14 protein-coding genes are annotated in these 14,558 nt (G+C 50.5%); 4 read left to right on the top strand and 10 right to left on the bottom strand.

From position 1 onward, the window contains the following. Nucleotides 1–2: 2 nt before the first annotated feature. The 3 genes from ACFORK_RS04485 to ACFORK_RS04475 all read right to left on the bottom strand — a co-directional run bounded on the left by ACFORK_RS04485 (nucleotide 3) and on the right by ACFORK_RS04475 (nucleotide 2,027). Nucleotides 3–455 (bottom strand): flavodoxin, encoded by a 453-nt coding sequence (locus tag ACFORK_RS04485; RefSeq protein WP_379196101.1) that lies wholly within the window; start codon nucleotides 453–455, stop codon nucleotides 3–5. Between the two features lie 272 nt (nucleotides 456–727). Beyond that, nucleotides 728–1,093: a VOC family protein gene (locus ACFORK_RS04480; protein WP_379196099.1), complete on the bottom strand. Its 366-nt coding sequence runs from the start codon at nucleotides 1,091–1,093 to the stop codon at nucleotides 728–730. Between the two features lie 100 nt (nucleotides 1,094–1,193). Then, the gene (locus ACFORK_RS04475) at nucleotides 1,194–2,027 is read right to left on the bottom strand and encodes a helix-turn-helix domain-containing protein (RefSeq protein WP_379196097.1); all 834 of its coding nucleotides are present in this window, start codon (nucleotides 2,025–2,027) and stop codon (nucleotides 1,194–1,196) included. 253 nt (nucleotides 2,028–2,280) lie between these two features. Between ACFORK_RS04475 and ACFORK_RS04470 the strand changes: the two genes are divergently transcribed. From ACFORK_RS04470 to ACFORK_RS04455, 4 genes are all read left to right on the top strand, one after another. Then, nucleotides 2,281–3,144, top strand: coding sequence for a class I SAM-dependent methyltransferase (locus ACFORK_RS04470; RefSeq protein WP_379196095.1), 864 nt, complete (start codon nucleotides 2,281–2,283; stop codon nucleotides 3,142–3,144). A gap of 3 nt (nucleotides 3,145–3,147) precedes the next feature. Continuing rightward, a complete protein-coding gene (locus ACFORK_RS04465; protein WP_379196093.1) occupies nucleotides 3,148–3,894 on the top strand; it encodes an RluA family pseudouridine synthase in 747 nt (248 codons plus the stop codon). 40 nt (nucleotides 3,895–3,934) lie between these two features. Continuing rightward, nucleotides 3,935–4,198: a hypothetical protein gene (locus ACFORK_RS04460; protein ID WP_379196091.1), complete on the top strand. Its 264-nt coding sequence runs from the start codon at nucleotides 3,935–3,937 to the stop codon at nucleotides 4,196–4,198. A 62-nt stretch (nucleotides 4,199–4,260) separates the two neighbouring features. Next, nucleotides 4,261–4,593 carry a hypothetical protein gene (locus ACFORK_RS04455; RefSeq protein WP_379196089.1) on the top strand — a complete coding sequence of 111 codons (333 nt, stop codon included), beginning with the start codon at nucleotides 4,261–4,263 and terminating at the stop codon, nucleotides 4,591–4,593. Between the two features lie 594 nt (nucleotides 4,594–5,187). Here the strand turns inward: ACFORK_RS04455 and ACFORK_RS04450 are convergent. The 7 genes from ACFORK_RS04450 to ACFORK_RS04420 form a co-directional block, all read right to left on the bottom strand. Beyond that, nucleotides 5,188–5,631: a MarR family winged helix-turn-helix transcriptional regulator gene (locus ACFORK_RS04450; protein ID WP_379196087.1), complete on the bottom strand. Its 444-nt coding sequence runs from the start codon at nucleotides 5,629–5,631 to the stop codon at nucleotides 5,188–5,190. 350 nt (nucleotides 5,632–5,981) lie between these two features. Then, nucleotides 5,982–8,423 (bottom strand): DNA gyrase subunit A, encoded by a 2,442-nt coding sequence (gyrA, locus tag ACFORK_RS04445; protein ID WP_379196085.1) that lies wholly within the window; start codon nucleotides 8,421–8,423, stop codon nucleotides 5,982–5,984. A 28-nt stretch (nucleotides 8,424–8,451) separates the two neighbouring features. Further along, nucleotides 8,452–10,434, bottom strand: a complete 1,983-nt coding sequence (gene parE / locus ACFORK_RS04440) for a DNA topoisomerase IV subunit B (RefSeq protein WP_379196083.1) — start codon at nucleotides 10,432–10,434, stop codon at nucleotides 8,452–8,454. Between the two features lie 73 nt (nucleotides 10,435–10,507). Further along, complete coding sequence (locus ACFORK_RS04435) at nucleotides 10,508–11,497, bottom strand: ABC transporter permease (RefSeq protein ID WP_379196081.1); 990 nt, start codon at nucleotides 11,495–11,497, stop codon at nucleotides 10,508–10,510. Further along, complete coding sequence (locus ACFORK_RS04430) at nucleotides 11,490–12,470, bottom strand: ABC transporter ATP-binding protein (RefSeq protein WP_379196079.1); 981 nt, start codon at nucleotides 12,468–12,470, stop codon at nucleotides 11,490–11,492. Before ACFORK_RS04430 ends, ACFORK_RS04435 begins: the two co-directional genes overlap by 8 nt. A gap of 66 nt (nucleotides 12,471–12,536) precedes the next feature. Continuing rightward, nucleotides 12,537–13,472 (bottom strand): GDSL-type esterase/lipase family protein, encoded by a 936-nt coding sequence (locus tag ACFORK_RS04425; RefSeq protein WP_379196077.1) that lies wholly within the window; start codon nucleotides 13,470–13,472, stop codon nucleotides 12,537–12,539. A gap of 203 nt (nucleotides 13,473–13,675) precedes the next feature. Continuing rightward, nucleotides 13,676–14,404 (bottom strand): CAP domain-containing protein, encoded by a 729-nt coding sequence (locus ACFORK_RS04420; RefSeq protein WP_379196075.1) that lies wholly within the window; start codon nucleotides 14,402–14,404, stop codon nucleotides 13,676–13,678. Nucleotides 14,405–14,558 lie beyond the last annotated feature (154 nt).

Here is a 14,558-nt window from a genome sequence, read left to right as displayed (position 1 = left end):
CCCTATGAAACCGCCGCGCAGGCTTCGATAAATTGGCGTCCGAACTGCCGGCAGGCATCCTTCTCGGCAGAACTTGGCCCGTATTCGATCTTCAGACTCTCCTGCACGATCTCTGCGCCCAGCTCTTTCAGCTTCTGCTCAATGGTGTCTACAGCGCCGCAGTAAATCTCATACCCGGTATCGCCGCTCCCAAAGGCCGCTGCCTTGAAACCAGCCAGGTTCAGCTCATCCATTTCTTCATAGAAATCAAGGAATTCATCCGGCAGCTCACCGTCGCCCCATGTGTAGGCCCCCAGCAATACACCCTCATATTCTTTTATCTCATCCGCGTTACAGTCGGTGACCGATTTCAATACAGCCTCTCCGCCTGCCTGGTTTATTCCTTCTACGATCAGTTCAGCAATCTCTTCCGTATTTCCAGTAAGACTGGCATACGCTACTAATACTTTTGCCATGAACCTGTTCCTCCCTACTCAAACTTTATATCTGTATTATTCCTGTTTCATCAAACATCCTAATAAAGATTTCTTACTTATTCTATTTGATAATGATTATCAATGTCAATATCTAAAGATAATGATGCCATAATCCTTCTACTGAAAGCAATAAAAGCCGGCTATTGTACAGCCAGATTGCTCTGACTGTACAATAGCCGACATCTTTATTTTCACCGATATGATACTGTCTCTATCAATGACTGATGTATGTTCGTGCACGCAAAAAAGTACTAATATGCACCCTCAAGCAGAGTAATGGGGTTGCCATCCGGATCACAGAAGTTCATCTCTTTCCCGCCGTATTCCATTGTAACTGGAGGCTCACAGTCGAGCCCTCTGGCCTTAAGCTCCGCATAAGTCTCGTCGAGATTGCTGCAAGAGAATACAAGGTTGACTACCCCTGTCGTGAGATTGGCCCACTTGGTTGCGTCCCAGATAATAATCCCGGGCTGACCTCCATCAAATGCGATCTTGGCGCCGCTGAAATTACCATAGCCCTCGAAAGGGATCGGAACACCCAGTACCTTACTGTAAAATTCGGCCATAGCCGTCGTATCCTTAGTGTACAAATTAATGCCCTCGAATGAAGAAATCATAATATGTCCCCTCTCATTGTTCGTTGATGTCATTCGCGTCCGTTGCCGCTCTTCTATAATTTAACCGTTTTGTCCACCAGCGTATTGCAAAAAAACGACATTAACGCCTGGCGGCGGCCAATGCCTCAAGCGGCGTTCTTCCGGCATATTTTTTAAAACTGTTATTGAAATGGGATTGATCGCTGAACCGGTATGCATACACAAGATCCTGAATGTTTCCTTTGCCCCGGGATAATTGATACAACTCTTGCCACGTATTCTGAAAGCGAACCAGATCAGCAGTTTTCTTGGGGGAAATACCGATATATTCGCGGAACAGCCTCTCCAACTGGCGCTGGCTCAGTCCTAAACCGCTCGACAGTTCTTTCGCCGTGACTAAACCTTTGGACTGAAGGATCGTATATACCGCATTCATCACACCATCATTCGTTCTTTGCGTATGCTCCAGCCTTCGCAGTAAATAGTCTTCGGCTGCCGCAATTCGCTCTCGCATCCCACGTTCACGCATCAACAATTCGCCAAGTTCACGTCGAAAGGTGCTAAAATAAGCCTCCACATCCACATGGGCGTTCAATGCATCCCGAAGGTGGTGATCAGCAAAATAGTGCACACCCCAAAAATAAAACCGGATTGCAAATCTGGAGCGAACTGTCTTCTCCCCCCCTAAAGGTACTTGAAAAGGCGAGTCATTGATACCATGAAAAAGCGTGCTGCTGCGCCCAGTGGCCTCATCCAGATCCCAGATGATATCCATGCAGGTGTCCGGGATGATGATCTCATTGCCTGCTGGCAGTATTGAAAGCTTATCTCCTTGCGGAGATTCTGGACCCCAGAAGCAGTGGATATACGGCTTAAGTGCTGTGGCAGGCGGGTATTCCGAGACCCTCGCCGGGTTGGCCGTGATCGGGTGATATAGCTGCGCGAGGTTGAACATTTAGGCATTCCTTTCCGGTCTTGGCTCAAGGGCGTTTTATTCCAAAAATAGCTGTGCATCCATCTAGACCTAGATCTGATGATACACAACTCGTCCGGCTGACGCCAGAGAACAGCAGCAAATTTCAGCGAGGAGTAAAAATCTTCTGTACTACTGGCTCTCAGTCGCTAAATTCAGGTCATTTTGTTTGTAGCTATGAGGCGAAATGTTGTACAATAAAGGCTAAATGAATTTTTGAAGGATGGATAAAGAAATGTATATAGCAAGTGATTGGAAAGACTATGAAGTCATTGATACTGGTGGCGGAGAAAAGCTGGAACGCTGGGGCGATATCATTCTGCGCCGTCCAGACCCGCAGATCATTTGGCCGCTTAACAACGAAACATATCAGTGGCGCGATGTGCACGGACATTATCACCGTAGCTCCGCAGGCGGCGGACAATGGGAGATGAAGAAAAACATCCCCGACAATTGGCAGATCAATTACGGGAAGCTGAAATTCCACCTGCGTCCAACCAATTTCAAGCATACGGGATTATTCCCCGAGCAAGCTGCCAACTGGAACTGGATGATGGACAAGATTGCGTCGGCTAATCGTCCTATTCAGGTGCTGAACTTGTTCGCCTACACCGGCGGCGCTACCGTGGCCTCTGCCAGCGCAGGCGCTTCGGTTGTGCATGTTGACGCAGCTAAAGGGATGGTCCAATGGGCCAAGGAGAATCTGCAGTTGTCCGGCCTTGGCGAGCGTCCGGTTCGCTTCATTACCGACGATGTCTTCAAATTCGTGCAGCGGGAACAACGTCGCGGCAGCAAATACGATGCCATCATCATGGATCCGCCGTCCTATGGAAGAGGACCTGGTGGTGAAATGTGGAAGCTGGAATCAAGCTTGTATCCGTTCCTTGAGAGCTGTATGCAGATCCTGAGCGACAATCCGCTGTTCATGCTCATTAATTCTTACACAACAGGCATCTCGCCGACCGTGCTGAGCAACATGCTGTCTATGACGATGGGACAACGCTACGGTGGCAAAATCACCTCCGGTGAAATTGGCTTGCCGATTACTTCTTCCGGCTTGAACCTGCCTTGCGGCATCTTGGGCCGCTGGGAGTCCTAAGCCGTGGCCCCGCATGCACAAGGCGGACAGGACGACGCTAACAGCGTTTCCTCTGCTTTTGAGATCCTGTATGAAGATAACCACCTGCTGGGTATCGTCAAACCGGTGAATGTCCCTGTGCAGGAAGATGCCACCGGAGATGCCGATGTATTGACCCTGCTCAAAGCGGATGTCAAAGAGCGGTTCAACAAGCCAGGCAATGTCTACATGGGTCTGGTTCACCGTCTGGACCGCCCTGTTGGCGGCGCCATGATCTTCGCCAAGACCTCCAAGGCTGCGTCAAGATTGTCAGACAGTGTTCGCACCCATAGCTTCCGTAAGGTGTATCTCACGGTGGTACATGGGAAGCCTAAGGCGCTCAGCGGACGCCTCGTCGACACACTGCTCAAGGATTCTGCCACCAACACCGTCTCCGTGGTCCGTAAAGGCACACCGGGCGGGAAAGAAGCTATCCTCGACTACACTGTGCTCGGCACCGCAGAAGGCTACAGCCTGCTGAAGATTGACCTGCTCACTGGACGCTCGCATCAAATCCGCGTCCAGCTCAGCTCCATCGGCTGCCCGCTATACGGCGACCAGAAATACGGCGCCGCCGTGAACAAACCAGGACAGCAGATCGCTCTTTGGTCGTCAGTCGTTGCCTTCCCCCATCCGGTCACAAAGGATGAAATCGAACTGATCTCCTTACCACCACAGAGCTTCCCCTGGAACCTCTGGGCACAGGAGTTGCAAAACAAGGCCGTCCGTTAAGGAGGGCCTTGTTTTTTGTGAGCTGCTGGTGGTGAGGCGGGTGTTTAGTACACTGCCACTGCTGGTGCTGGTGGCGGTGATACTACTGGTATTGCTGGTAGTACTACGGGTACTACGGGTACTACGGGTACTGCGGGTACTGCGGGTACTGCGGGTACTGCGGGTACTGCGGGTACTGCGGGTACTGCGGGTACTGCGGGTACTGCGGGCACTGCGGGTACTGCGGGTACTGCGGGTACTGCGGGTACTGCGGGTACTACTTGGTACCACTGCCACTACTGATACGCCGCTACCGCTGCTATAGCTGCTACTGTTGCTATTGCTGCTACTGTTGCTATTGCTTATACCACTGCTACTACGGGTACAATGTTACTTCTGCTACTGCTCGTACTGCTACTGCTCGTACTGCTACTGCAGCTGGTACGCTGCTACTACGGGTACGATGCTTCTTCTGCTACTGCTCATGCCGCTGCTACTACGGGTACGCTCCTACTTCTCCTACTACCCGTACCGCTGCTACTGCTGCTTCGCCCCTACTTCCGCTACTGCTCGTCCGCTACTTCTACTGGTACGCTCCTACTACTCGTACCACTTCTACTGCTGCTATTGCTCGTGCCGATGGTACCGCCCCTATTACTGATACTGCCGGTAACGCTGCTACTCTATCAAAGTTACAGTGAGGTTAAATCGATCCTATAGTGAGGTTAAAGTGTTCTTATAATAATCTTCTTGAGAGCTTACATTAATTGTGCAGCCTACCAAGACTGCAACTCTTGTAAAACTAAGTACTATACAACCAAGGGAGAACCGTTAACAGGAATTTCTCCTGTTATTTCAATCAAATCAATGCTCTCAACAAAAATAACAGGATTTTCTCCAGTTAATAGCCTCACTAGACGTAATAAGTCTGTCCATCAGCCACATTAACGGGAGTTTTTCCTGTTATTTTCTATAATAACTATGCTATCGCTTCATTAACAGGAGTTTTTCCCGTTAATGATCTCTGATCCACATCATTGGTCTTGATTCACTTCAATGATCTCCATCCCCAAACAGCCGTCAGAGAAAAAAGTGCGATAACCAATGCAGTTCATCTTCCAAATCAAGTGAATTCTCGCGAACTGTTGAAGTACTCGTTGTTTTGATCTCCTTTGAAAGTTGCATGAATCTCTCAGCTCATGCAACCCTCAGCTACAGTGCTTTAATATTTCGGAAATGCTCCTCTAATCATTGTCGGATGACATGTCCACTCTGAGCGATACAATGAACTTGCCAAGCTATGAATCCGTAGTGTTACGGTGTGGAACCCTCCGGCGTCGGGGCGGGGGTTGGAGCGACAACCATTTTGCCCATCAGATACAGGAGCAATTGTTGGTTGTGCGATGAGATCGGGTCCAGGGCCTCGGCAAAAAAATCGCTGCGGATCTTCAGCCCCCGTGCAGACTCGCGCTTACCCGTCTCCGTAATGCTGACCCAGACAATGCGGCGGTCCGCTTCATCACGTTCCCTTGCGATAAGGTCGTGCTTCTCCATTCGGTCCAGCAGCATGGTCACCGCCGCCGGGCTGGTTGCCAGATACGGAGCCAGATCGGAAGGCTTGATCGCATCACGTTCCTGAAGCAGTTCTAGTACGGTCAATTGGGCATCGGTAAGCGTTGGGGCGAGCTTGCTGTCCATATGAAGCTTATAGTCCTTCAAAATTTTATGCCATATTTTACTGAATTCAGTGGCGTGCACACGTATTCCTTCCTTTCCTTGCGTTACTGTCGTTATGGTATTTTCCCTACCGGTCTATATTACATTTTCGAGAAAAAGATTCCATTTCCTGCAAAGTTGGAAAATAAATAATCCCAGCCACCGCAACTCCCACCGTCTCTCTAAGAAAAATGGTGCCCAACCCGTTTTCTCGAAGAAAGCAGGCGGACACCAATTTCAATGCATTTTTAAGTCAGCGAATACTCAAGACAATGTATCTTCAAATCAACACATCTTCAAATCAATGCATCTTCAAATCAAGTATCTTCCGTTATGTCCAACTCAGAAGAGGTATGCTCCCATACCTACAATCCCTAAGTTAAATCCATCTATTATTGAATGGTCGGGAACAAGGTGATGATCTCATCCTTTTTCTCTACAGGCACAATCTGCTTGCCGATCGATTTCCGTTCACCCAGCGGTGCGGATTCCGAAGAGAAGCTATGTGACTGTCCGTCACGCGTAATAGCGTGCAGCGCCACTGGTTCCTTACAGTAAAAAGCTCCCACCAAGCGGCTGCCATTCGGCCGGACACGCTTGCCTTCCTTGAATTCAAAGGTCGGCATGCCTTTGCCACCACGACTTTGCGACGGATAATCCAGCAGCAGCGAGCGCTTGGCATATCCCAGCTCAGAGATCGCCAGAATCTCGCCTTCATCTTCGCTAACCCAGAAGCAGGACACTACTTCATCACCTTCGCGCAGTTGAATTCCCCGCACGCCAGAGGCCACTCGGCCCATTGGATTCACTTCATTCTCACGGAACCTAATGCTCATACCTTCGCGAGTGACCAGTACCAGTTCCTTGTCTCCTCGGCTAAGAGCCACTGTAAGGACTTCATCACCTGCACCCACCTTACATGCCGCGACTGCGCCGGAACGACTCGTAGAGTACTCCTTGAGCTCCGTACGCTTCACCTGGCCCTTACGGGTGACGAAGACAAGACTCGTCTGCGGATCATCCAGGTTACTCACCGGCAGCACGCTTGCGATGCCATCGCCCTTGGCGAGCCCGATGACATTGACAATAGCCGTCCCCGGTTCTTTCCACTTAAAGTCCGGAATCTGATGCACCGGCAAGAGGAAATACTGCCCTTTACGAGTAAAGATGAGCAGGTTGTCCCTTGTGTTCAAATCCAGCAGCTTGACGATATAATCGCCTTCCTTAACGCCGGAGGTCTGACGTTCCCCGCCTGAGCGGGTAAAGGACAACAAGCTGGTCCGCTTGATGTAGCCGTCTGCCGAAAGGGCGACCAGCACGTCCTCCGCGTTGACCAGAACCTCAAGGCTAACCTTGATCTCCTCTACTTCTTCCTGAATAATGGAGCGACGGTCGATGCCGTATTTATCACGGATCTCCAGCAGCTCCTTGCGGATCACGGCGATCAATTTCTTGTCGCTCTCCAGAATGCCGCGCAGCTTCTCAATCCGTGCCTGCAGCTCATCAAGCTCCTTCTGGAGCGATGTGATCTCCAGATTGGTTAGACGATACAATTGGAGCGTAAGAATGGCATCCGCCTGACGTTCAGTGAAGCCAAACATCCAGACGAGGTTGTTCTGGGCGTCTTGGCGGTTCTTCGATGCCTTGATCGCGGCGATAACCTCATCCAGAATGTTAAGCGCCTTAACCAGTCCCTCCAACACATGGGCACGGTCCTCCGCCCGTTCCAGATCGAACTGGGTCCGGTGCGTAACTACCTCGCGCTGATGACCGATATAAGCCTCCAAAATCGCTTTGAGTCCAAGCTGCTGTGGAGCTTTATCTACAATCGCCACCATATTAAAATTGTAGGTGACCTGCAGGTCGGTTTTTTTGAGCAAATAAGCCAAAATCCCCTGAGCATCGGCATCCTTCTTCAGCTCAACTACAATCCGCAATCCCTCACGTCCGCTCTCGTCGCGGACTTCGGCGATACCCTCAACCTTTTTCTCAAGTCGGATATTCTCCATGGCTGTAACGAGCCGGGACTTCACCACCTGGAATGGAACCTCAGTGATAACAATCTGCTGCTTGCCACCGCGCAGGTTCTCAATCTCGGTCTTGGAGCGGAGATAGATACGGCCTTTGCCTGTCCGGTAGGCATCCATGATGCCTTCACCGCCCATAATAGTGCCGCCTGTAGGGAAATCCGGCCCCTTGATGAAGGTCATAATATCCTCTAGCGCGATCTCCGGCTTCTGCATGACGGCGATGCACGCGTCAATAACTTCACGCAAGTTATGCGGCGGAATTTCGGTTGCAAAGCCAGCGGAAATTCCGCTAGTGCCGTTCACTAGCAGATTGGGATATCGAGATGGAACAACTACCGGCTCTTTTGCCGTATTATCAAAGTTGTCCTTGAAGAGTACCGTACGCTTCTCAATGTCACGCATCATCTCCATGGCAATCGGCGACAAACGGGCTTCAGTATAACGCATCGCTGCTGCCGGATCATCGTCCATTGAACCCCAGTTGCCGTGCCCGTCCACCAGTACATGTCCCATCTTCCAAGGCTGCGCCATGCGCACCATGCCTTCATAGATGGATGAGTCACCGTGTGGATGATAATTCCCCATTACATCCCCTACAGTCTTCGCAGACTTACGATAGGGTTTGTCAGGCGTATTGCCTGAATCGTACATCGCATACAAAATACGACGCTGCACCGGCTTCAGACCGTCCCGGACATCGGGAATCGCACGGTCTTGAATAATATATTTGGAATACCGGCCAAAGCGGTCACCGACGACCTCTTCCAGAATTGCCGGCAAAAATTGTTCTGATAAACTGCTCATTGGCACTCACCTTCTATTCCTCAATCTACTACTCCACAATTTCTGTGAAATCGACATTCTCCACAATCCAGCGCTTGCGCGGGTCGACTTTATCGCCCATCAGCGTGGATACACGGCGTTCAGCCTTGGCGGCATCATCGACTTGTACCTGCAGAAGTGTGCGCGATTCAGGATTCATCGTCGTTTCCCACAGCTGGTCGGGGTTCATTTCCCCGAGACCTTTGTAACGCTGCAGCTCGAAATTTTTGCCGAATTCCTTCAAATAGTTCTGCAGTTGCTCGTCAGTCCAAGCATAACGCACGGTCTCCAGCTTGCCGGATTTGCGGGTCAGCTTGTAGAGCGGAGGCTGGGCGATAAAGACCTTGCCTGCGTCAATCAAAGGTTTCATATAACGGTAGAAAAAGGTCAGCAGCAGTACCTGGATATGCGCGCCGTCCGTATCCGCGTCGGTCATGATGATGATTTTGGAATAATTGCTGTCTTCTACCGCAAACTCTGTACCAATCCCCGCTCCGATGGCGGCGATGATCGCTTTGTATTCATCGTTCTTCAGGATATCCAGCAGCTTGGATTTCTCGGGATTCATCGGCTTGCCTTTCAACGGAAGAATGGCCTGAATCTTGGAATCCCGGCCCTGCTTGGCCGAACCGCCCGCAGAATCACCCTCCACAATAAACAGCTCGGTCCGTGAAAAGTCCTTGGACTGCGCCGGAGTCAGCTTACCGCCCAGATTGGAGCTTTCGCTGCGTTTCTTGCCGCTACGGATCTCATCACGGGCCTTGCGCGCTGCCTCACGGGCCTTGGACGCCTGAATCGACTTCTTCAGCAGGCTTTGTCCCACTTGCGGATTCTCTTCCAGAAAGCGTGCCATGTTCTCGGAGACAATGTAATCCACTGCACTGCGGGCTGAGGAGCTGCCAAGCTGGTCCTTGGTCTGGCCCACAAACTCAACCTCAGCCATCTTGATGCTGATGACAGCCATCATGCCCTCGCGGAGATCATTCCCCTCAAGGTTCTTGTCCTTCTCCTTAAGCAATTGCGTGCGGCGAGCATAGTCGTTCATGACCCGAGTATAGGCTGTCTTGAAGCCAGTCTCATGCGTTCCCCCGCTCCGTGTCGGAATCGAGTTGACGAAAGACGCAATGGTTTCTGTATAGCCCGCATTGTACTGAATGGCGATTTCAACCTCAATATCATCCTTCTCGGAGCTGAAATGGATGACGTCATGCAGCACATCCTTGCCTTCATTCAAATATTGCACAAATTGGCTCGCGCCGCCTTCGTAGAAAAATTCGTCCTGGCGGCCGCTGCGTTCGTCCGTCAAAATAATCTTGAGCCCAGAGTTCAGGAAGGCAATCTCCTGTACCCGCTCAGAGAGCGTATCATAATTCAGGGCAATGCCGTGCTGGAAGACACGAATATCCGGCTTGAACGTAACCTTCGAACCGGTTCTATTCGTATTGCCCAGAATGTCGAGTCCGGTCACCGGCTCACCGACATGCTCCTTGCCGCTGTCGTCCACCCAATATTCAAAGCGCTGACGATGGATTTTGCCATCCCGGTAGATCTCCACTTCCAGCCATTCTGACAATGCATTCGTTACTGAGGCGCCAACGCCGTGCAGTCCGCCCGATTTCTTATAACCGGATCCACCGAACTTGCCGCCCGCATGCAGCATTGTAAATACGACCTGAGGTGTGGGCACACCCGTTTTGTGCATTCCTGTCGGTATGCCCCGTCCATTATCCGTTACGGTTACCGAGCCGTCCTTGCGCAGGGTAATCTCAATCTTGGAACAAAATTTGGCTAAATGCTCATCTACGGCATTATCCACTATTTCCCATACCAGATGGTGCAGTCCCGACGAACTCGTACTGCCGATATACATGCCGGGCCGTTTGCGGACCGCAACCAGACCTTCGAGCACCTGAATGTCGTCAGCATCATATCCAGTCGGGCCTGTTCCGCCTTCACTGGAGACTTTTGCAAACATATCGATCTGTTCGAGCATTCATGCTCCTCCTTCTCTTCACTTCACTTTAACCTGTAAATGCAAACAAACGTTTTCGTTCACTTTGTACATTCTAATTCAAAATATCCCGTTTCGTAAAGACGGCGAATGAAATGATCACAGAAACGGCGGCCCAAATCGCGAGCACAATCATGGAAAAGGATAGGCTCATCCCCTCGATCGGCGCTGGCGTTCCGGACAGATATCCCGTCAATCCCAGATTGACCATAAACAAGTATTTAGCGGTCGTCCAGGCAGAAGCCATGTTCGTCAGGATAGTCCCTGCGATCAGCGAGGCCATCATAACCACGATACTGGCAGCCGTACTTCTCACAAGCACAGAGATCATGAAGGCGAGCAGTGCAACAACGACGCTCACGTACCAGATCAACCCACCCTGCATCAACAGATATTTCCACTGCGGCACTGCATGGACGCCTGACATGTCTACCGTATCGCCGCTGATCTGGAAGCCGGTAAAGACAGGCACGTTAAAGCCCTTGTACCCGAACACCAGACCTGAAATCAGATAACTAATGATGAAGGTCGACAATACGATCAGCGAGACGAACATTAAGAGCGCCGACATTTTACTGAAAAGCACCTTCCAGCGTTTGACCGGGCGGGTCAACAGCATTTTGATCGTTCCTGAGGTCCTTTCGCCGGATACGAGGTCTGAGGCCACCGCCATGATTAGCAGGGGAATGAACAACGACACCGAATTGTCAAGAAATTCACGGGTAAAGGTCACGCCGCTCGGTTCGTTCGGATTCACATCGTGATCCAGGTAATACTGCAGCTGCTGCACAAAAATTCGCCGGTACGATTTCCATTCCTCCGGAATCCGATCACTTCCGAGCGAATTCTGATTGTCCGTAATCTGCTGCTGGATTTCCAGCCGCCAGTCCGAATTGAACTTGTCACGACTGCGTTCAGCGATGCGCATTTGTGCATAAGTAAACATCGGTACCAGTACGATCAGAATCAACAAAATAACATAAAAACGCTTCTTTTTAATAATCTTCAGACACTCATTGCGGATGAGCGGCAACAGGTTAATCAATGGTCTCACCCTCCGTCAGTTTCAGGAATAGCTGTTCCAGTGTCGGGTTGATTTTATGCACGCCCCGGACTTCTACTTCAGCCATGACCAGCACAGCAACGATCTCCGGGATCAGAATATCATCCATAATCGTAATCAGTGAGTTTGGACCCATGCCCGCGATCACAGTATCATCAAGCGTAATCTCTGCGGGATCAGCCAATACGATATCTGGCCGTTCGGCCAATAGACGCCGCCCCCTGTCAAAAGGCTCCAGCTCCCACAAAACATATGGGGAGTTGCGAGCAACCAGCTCATCTACTCCACCCACGGCAAGCACACGGCCTTTGCTGATAATTGCAACCCGATCGCAAAGTAATTGAATCTCGCTGAGAAGGTGGCTGGATACGAATACGGCGAGACCCCCGTCGGCAAGGTTACGGATGAATTCACGCAGTTCCTTAATTCCCTTAGGGTCCAGTCCGTTCGTGGGTTCGTCCAGAATTAACAGCTTTGGACGGCCCAGCAGCGCCTGCGCGATTCCGAGACGCTGTCTCATCCCAAGCGAATATGTACTAACCTTATCATGGATGCGCTGATCCAGCCGAACGGTATCTACTACCTCAGCAATCCGGGCCTCATCCACTCCCGGCTGCATCCGGGCAAAGTGCTGCAAGTTCTCCCAACCGGTCAGGTAAGTATATACTTCCGGATTCTCGACGATGGAGCCCACATATTGCAGCGCCTTCTCCGGATCTTTATTAACGTTGTAGCCGCACACCGTGATCTTCCCCTCGCTGGGGCGGATCAAGTCTACAAGCATGCGAATGGTTGTCGTTTTTCCGGCTCCGTTAGGTCCAAGGAAACCGAAAATTTCACCTTCGCGCACATCAAAGGTCACATCATCGATGATCCATTTGCGGCCGATTTTTTTGCGGACCCCGTCGACCGAGAGAACTACTGTCCCGGGGCCATCCTTGAGCTCATTTGCCATATGTACACTGCTCCTTATTCCATCATTTCGGTCTTGCCTTATGCGCTGAAACACAGCTTGTCCACTTTACTGGATAGCTTGTACAATCCGCGCTCCGATCCGCTTGTAACCATCACCGTTGGGGTGAAAATGGTCCGAAGACAGATATTTGTCCAAATGATTGTTAAATAGGTCAAAAGTGGGGACAAGCGTAATCTTGCTATTCTTGTTGATGATATCCATCGCAGCATTGTTCCAGGCCGTTACCGCCTGATTACCGGGAATCAGCATTTCTTTAATATCACCGAACGGATTATAGAGACCCACATAATAGATTTGTGCCGCCGGGTTGATCTCTGAAATGGTGTTCAAAATCTTACCAAGTCGCTCGGCAGCTTCCGGCAGCGCGGCGAGCAGCGATTCCGGAGTCAAGTCGCTCGTTCCTTCTCCCCCGGATGCACCAGGTACTGTTCCCTTTCCTGTGCGATTTCCTTCAGCAGTGCTCGGTTTCGATCCTGTTCCCGTTTGCCCCGTAATCCCTGCCGAAGATCCGGCTGGAGCATTCCCGGCACCGCCATTTTGCAGCAGATCGGCTCCCCGGAACAGATCATTGCCTCCGATGGAGAGCAGGATCACATTGGCCTGACGAAGTGAATACTGTACGCCAGCTTCCTTTAGATTATTTTGCAGCCCGGCTGTAGTCAGCCCGTTAATCCCCATATTGCCAAGCAGTTCAGCCGACATTCCACTTGCTGCCAAGCCTGCTACCGTATTCTTCACATAGCCGTTCCCTGTATTGTCCCCAGTTCCCTTGGCTAGAGAATCCCCCAGAGCTACTACTTTAAAGGACTTCACTGCTCCGTTCTGGGGCGCAGGCGTCGCTTGTGGCAGAGTTGTCAGGGGTACATTGCCCTTTGGATAGAGGATGTCACTTACTGCATATCCAAATCCTGTGATCAAAACAAGGGTTGTTGCTATGGAGATGAGGCTTACACTGCGCCAGGTCCATTTGGAATCATTCAACGCTATCCCTCCGTATGCCGTACTATTGTGTATTGTGCTACATTTTACAAAGTTCTTAACTATGTAGATAAACATAATTCTTCTATGCATAATTTGCAAATATGAAGCGTAGAAATGACAGCTAAAATAGTCCAAAACCATAAAAAAATCGCCCCCCCGGCGCTGCCGGGAGAACGAAATATGTTGTACATAGGCGAAACATTTTATTTTCCTATAAACTCCTGCACCCAGTAGTTGTTGTCAAAACCAACGCCGATGTAGTTAAAATCCTTGTTCAGGATGTTGGCACGGTGACCCGGGCTGTTCATCCAGGCTGTCATTACCTCTTCCGGAGACCGTTGGCCCATGGCGATGTTCTCGCCTGCCGCTCTGTACGTAATTCCGAAGGATTTCATCATATCAAATGGTGATCCGTAGGTTGGAGAATTATGATCGAAATAGTTATTTGACCGCATATCCGTTGCTTTTGTCGCTGCTACTTTATTCAAGCTATCCAGCGCACTGACCGGAGATAACCCGGCCGCTGCACGCTCCTTGTTCACGAGTGTCACAATTTGCTGGGTGAACGTGCCGGCTTGTCCCACAGCTGGTGCCTGAGTTGGCGCTGGCTTAGCTGGAGCCGGGGTAGCTTTCGGTGGTGCTGTAGGTGCTGGTGTAGCTACCGGTTTAGCCGGCGTTGGTGCTGGTGTGGCTACGGGCGCAGGTGTCGTTTGAGGCTTGGACACATTAGTGCCGTTGTTAAAATTAAAAGGTAAGCCATTAATATTAAAATTGCTAAGGTATTTCAATAATTCATCATAGCTGATGGTTGTGGTCGTAGTAGTCACCTTTACACTGCTGGCCGCATTGGCCGTTAATGGAAGAGTAATGCTAAGCGCCATAACGGCTGCTACACTTCCGCCTATCATTGCTCTTAAAGTTCTGCTCTTCATTCTGCCATCTCCCTATTCTTGTGTTGTAGTTTGCGGTTTGCCAGGACAACGAGGCTGCAATAATTACAAAACTGTAATATGTTCCTCAGCCATTGTAGCACACATCTATCAGCTGTGCGCTTCTAATTTTTGACAACATTCGGGTGATAGGATG

Source organism: Paenibacillus sp. GCM10012306 (assembly GCF_042649265.1).
GTDB lineage: Bacteria > Bacillota > Bacilli > Paenibacillales > Paenibacillaceae > Paenibacillus_AQ.
The sequence above is the reverse complement of the archived record's forward strand: the minus strand, read 5'-3'. Positions and strand labels throughout refer to the sequence as shown.

What these genes read in the sequence shown, in the direction of transcription:
- ACFORK_RS04475 (WP_379196097.1), bottom strand. Translation starts at nt 2,027, where the DNA reads ATGTTCAACCTCGCGCAGCTATATCACCCGATCACGGCCAACCCGGCG.
- ACFORK_RS04470 (WP_379196095.1), top strand. Translation starts at nt 2,281, where the DNA reads ATGTATATAGCAAGTGATTGGAAAGACTATGAAGTCATTGATACTGGT.
- parE (WP_379196083.1), bottom strand. Translation starts at nt 10,434, where the DNA reads ATGCTCGAACAGATCGATATGTTTGCAAAAGTCTCCAGTGAAGGCGGA.
- ACFORK_RS04420 (WP_379196075.1), bottom strand. Translation starts at nt 14,404, where the DNA reads ATGAAGAGCAGAACTTTAAGAGCAATGATAGGCGGAAGTGTAGCAGCC.
- gyrA (WP_379196085.1), bottom strand. Translation starts at nt 8,423, where the DNA reads ATGAGCAGTTTATCAGAACAATTTTTGCCGGCAATTCTGGAAGAGGTC.
- ACFORK_RS04430 (WP_379196079.1), bottom strand. Translation starts at nt 12,470, where the DNA reads ATGGCAAATGAGCTCAAGGATGGCCCCGGGACAGTAGTTCTCTCGGTC.
- ACFORK_RS04455 (WP_379196089.1), top strand. Translation starts at nt 4,261, where the DNA reads ATGTTACTTCTGCTACTGCTCGTACTGCTACTGCTCGTACTGCTACTG.
- ACFORK_RS04480 (WP_379196099.1), bottom strand. Translation starts at nt 1,093, where the DNA reads ATGATTTCTTCATTCGAGGGCATTAATTTGTACACTAAGGATACGACG.
- ACFORK_RS04485 (WP_379196101.1), bottom strand. Translation starts at nt 455, where the DNA reads ATGGCAAAAGTATTAGTAGCGTATGCCAGTCTTACTGGAAATACGGAA.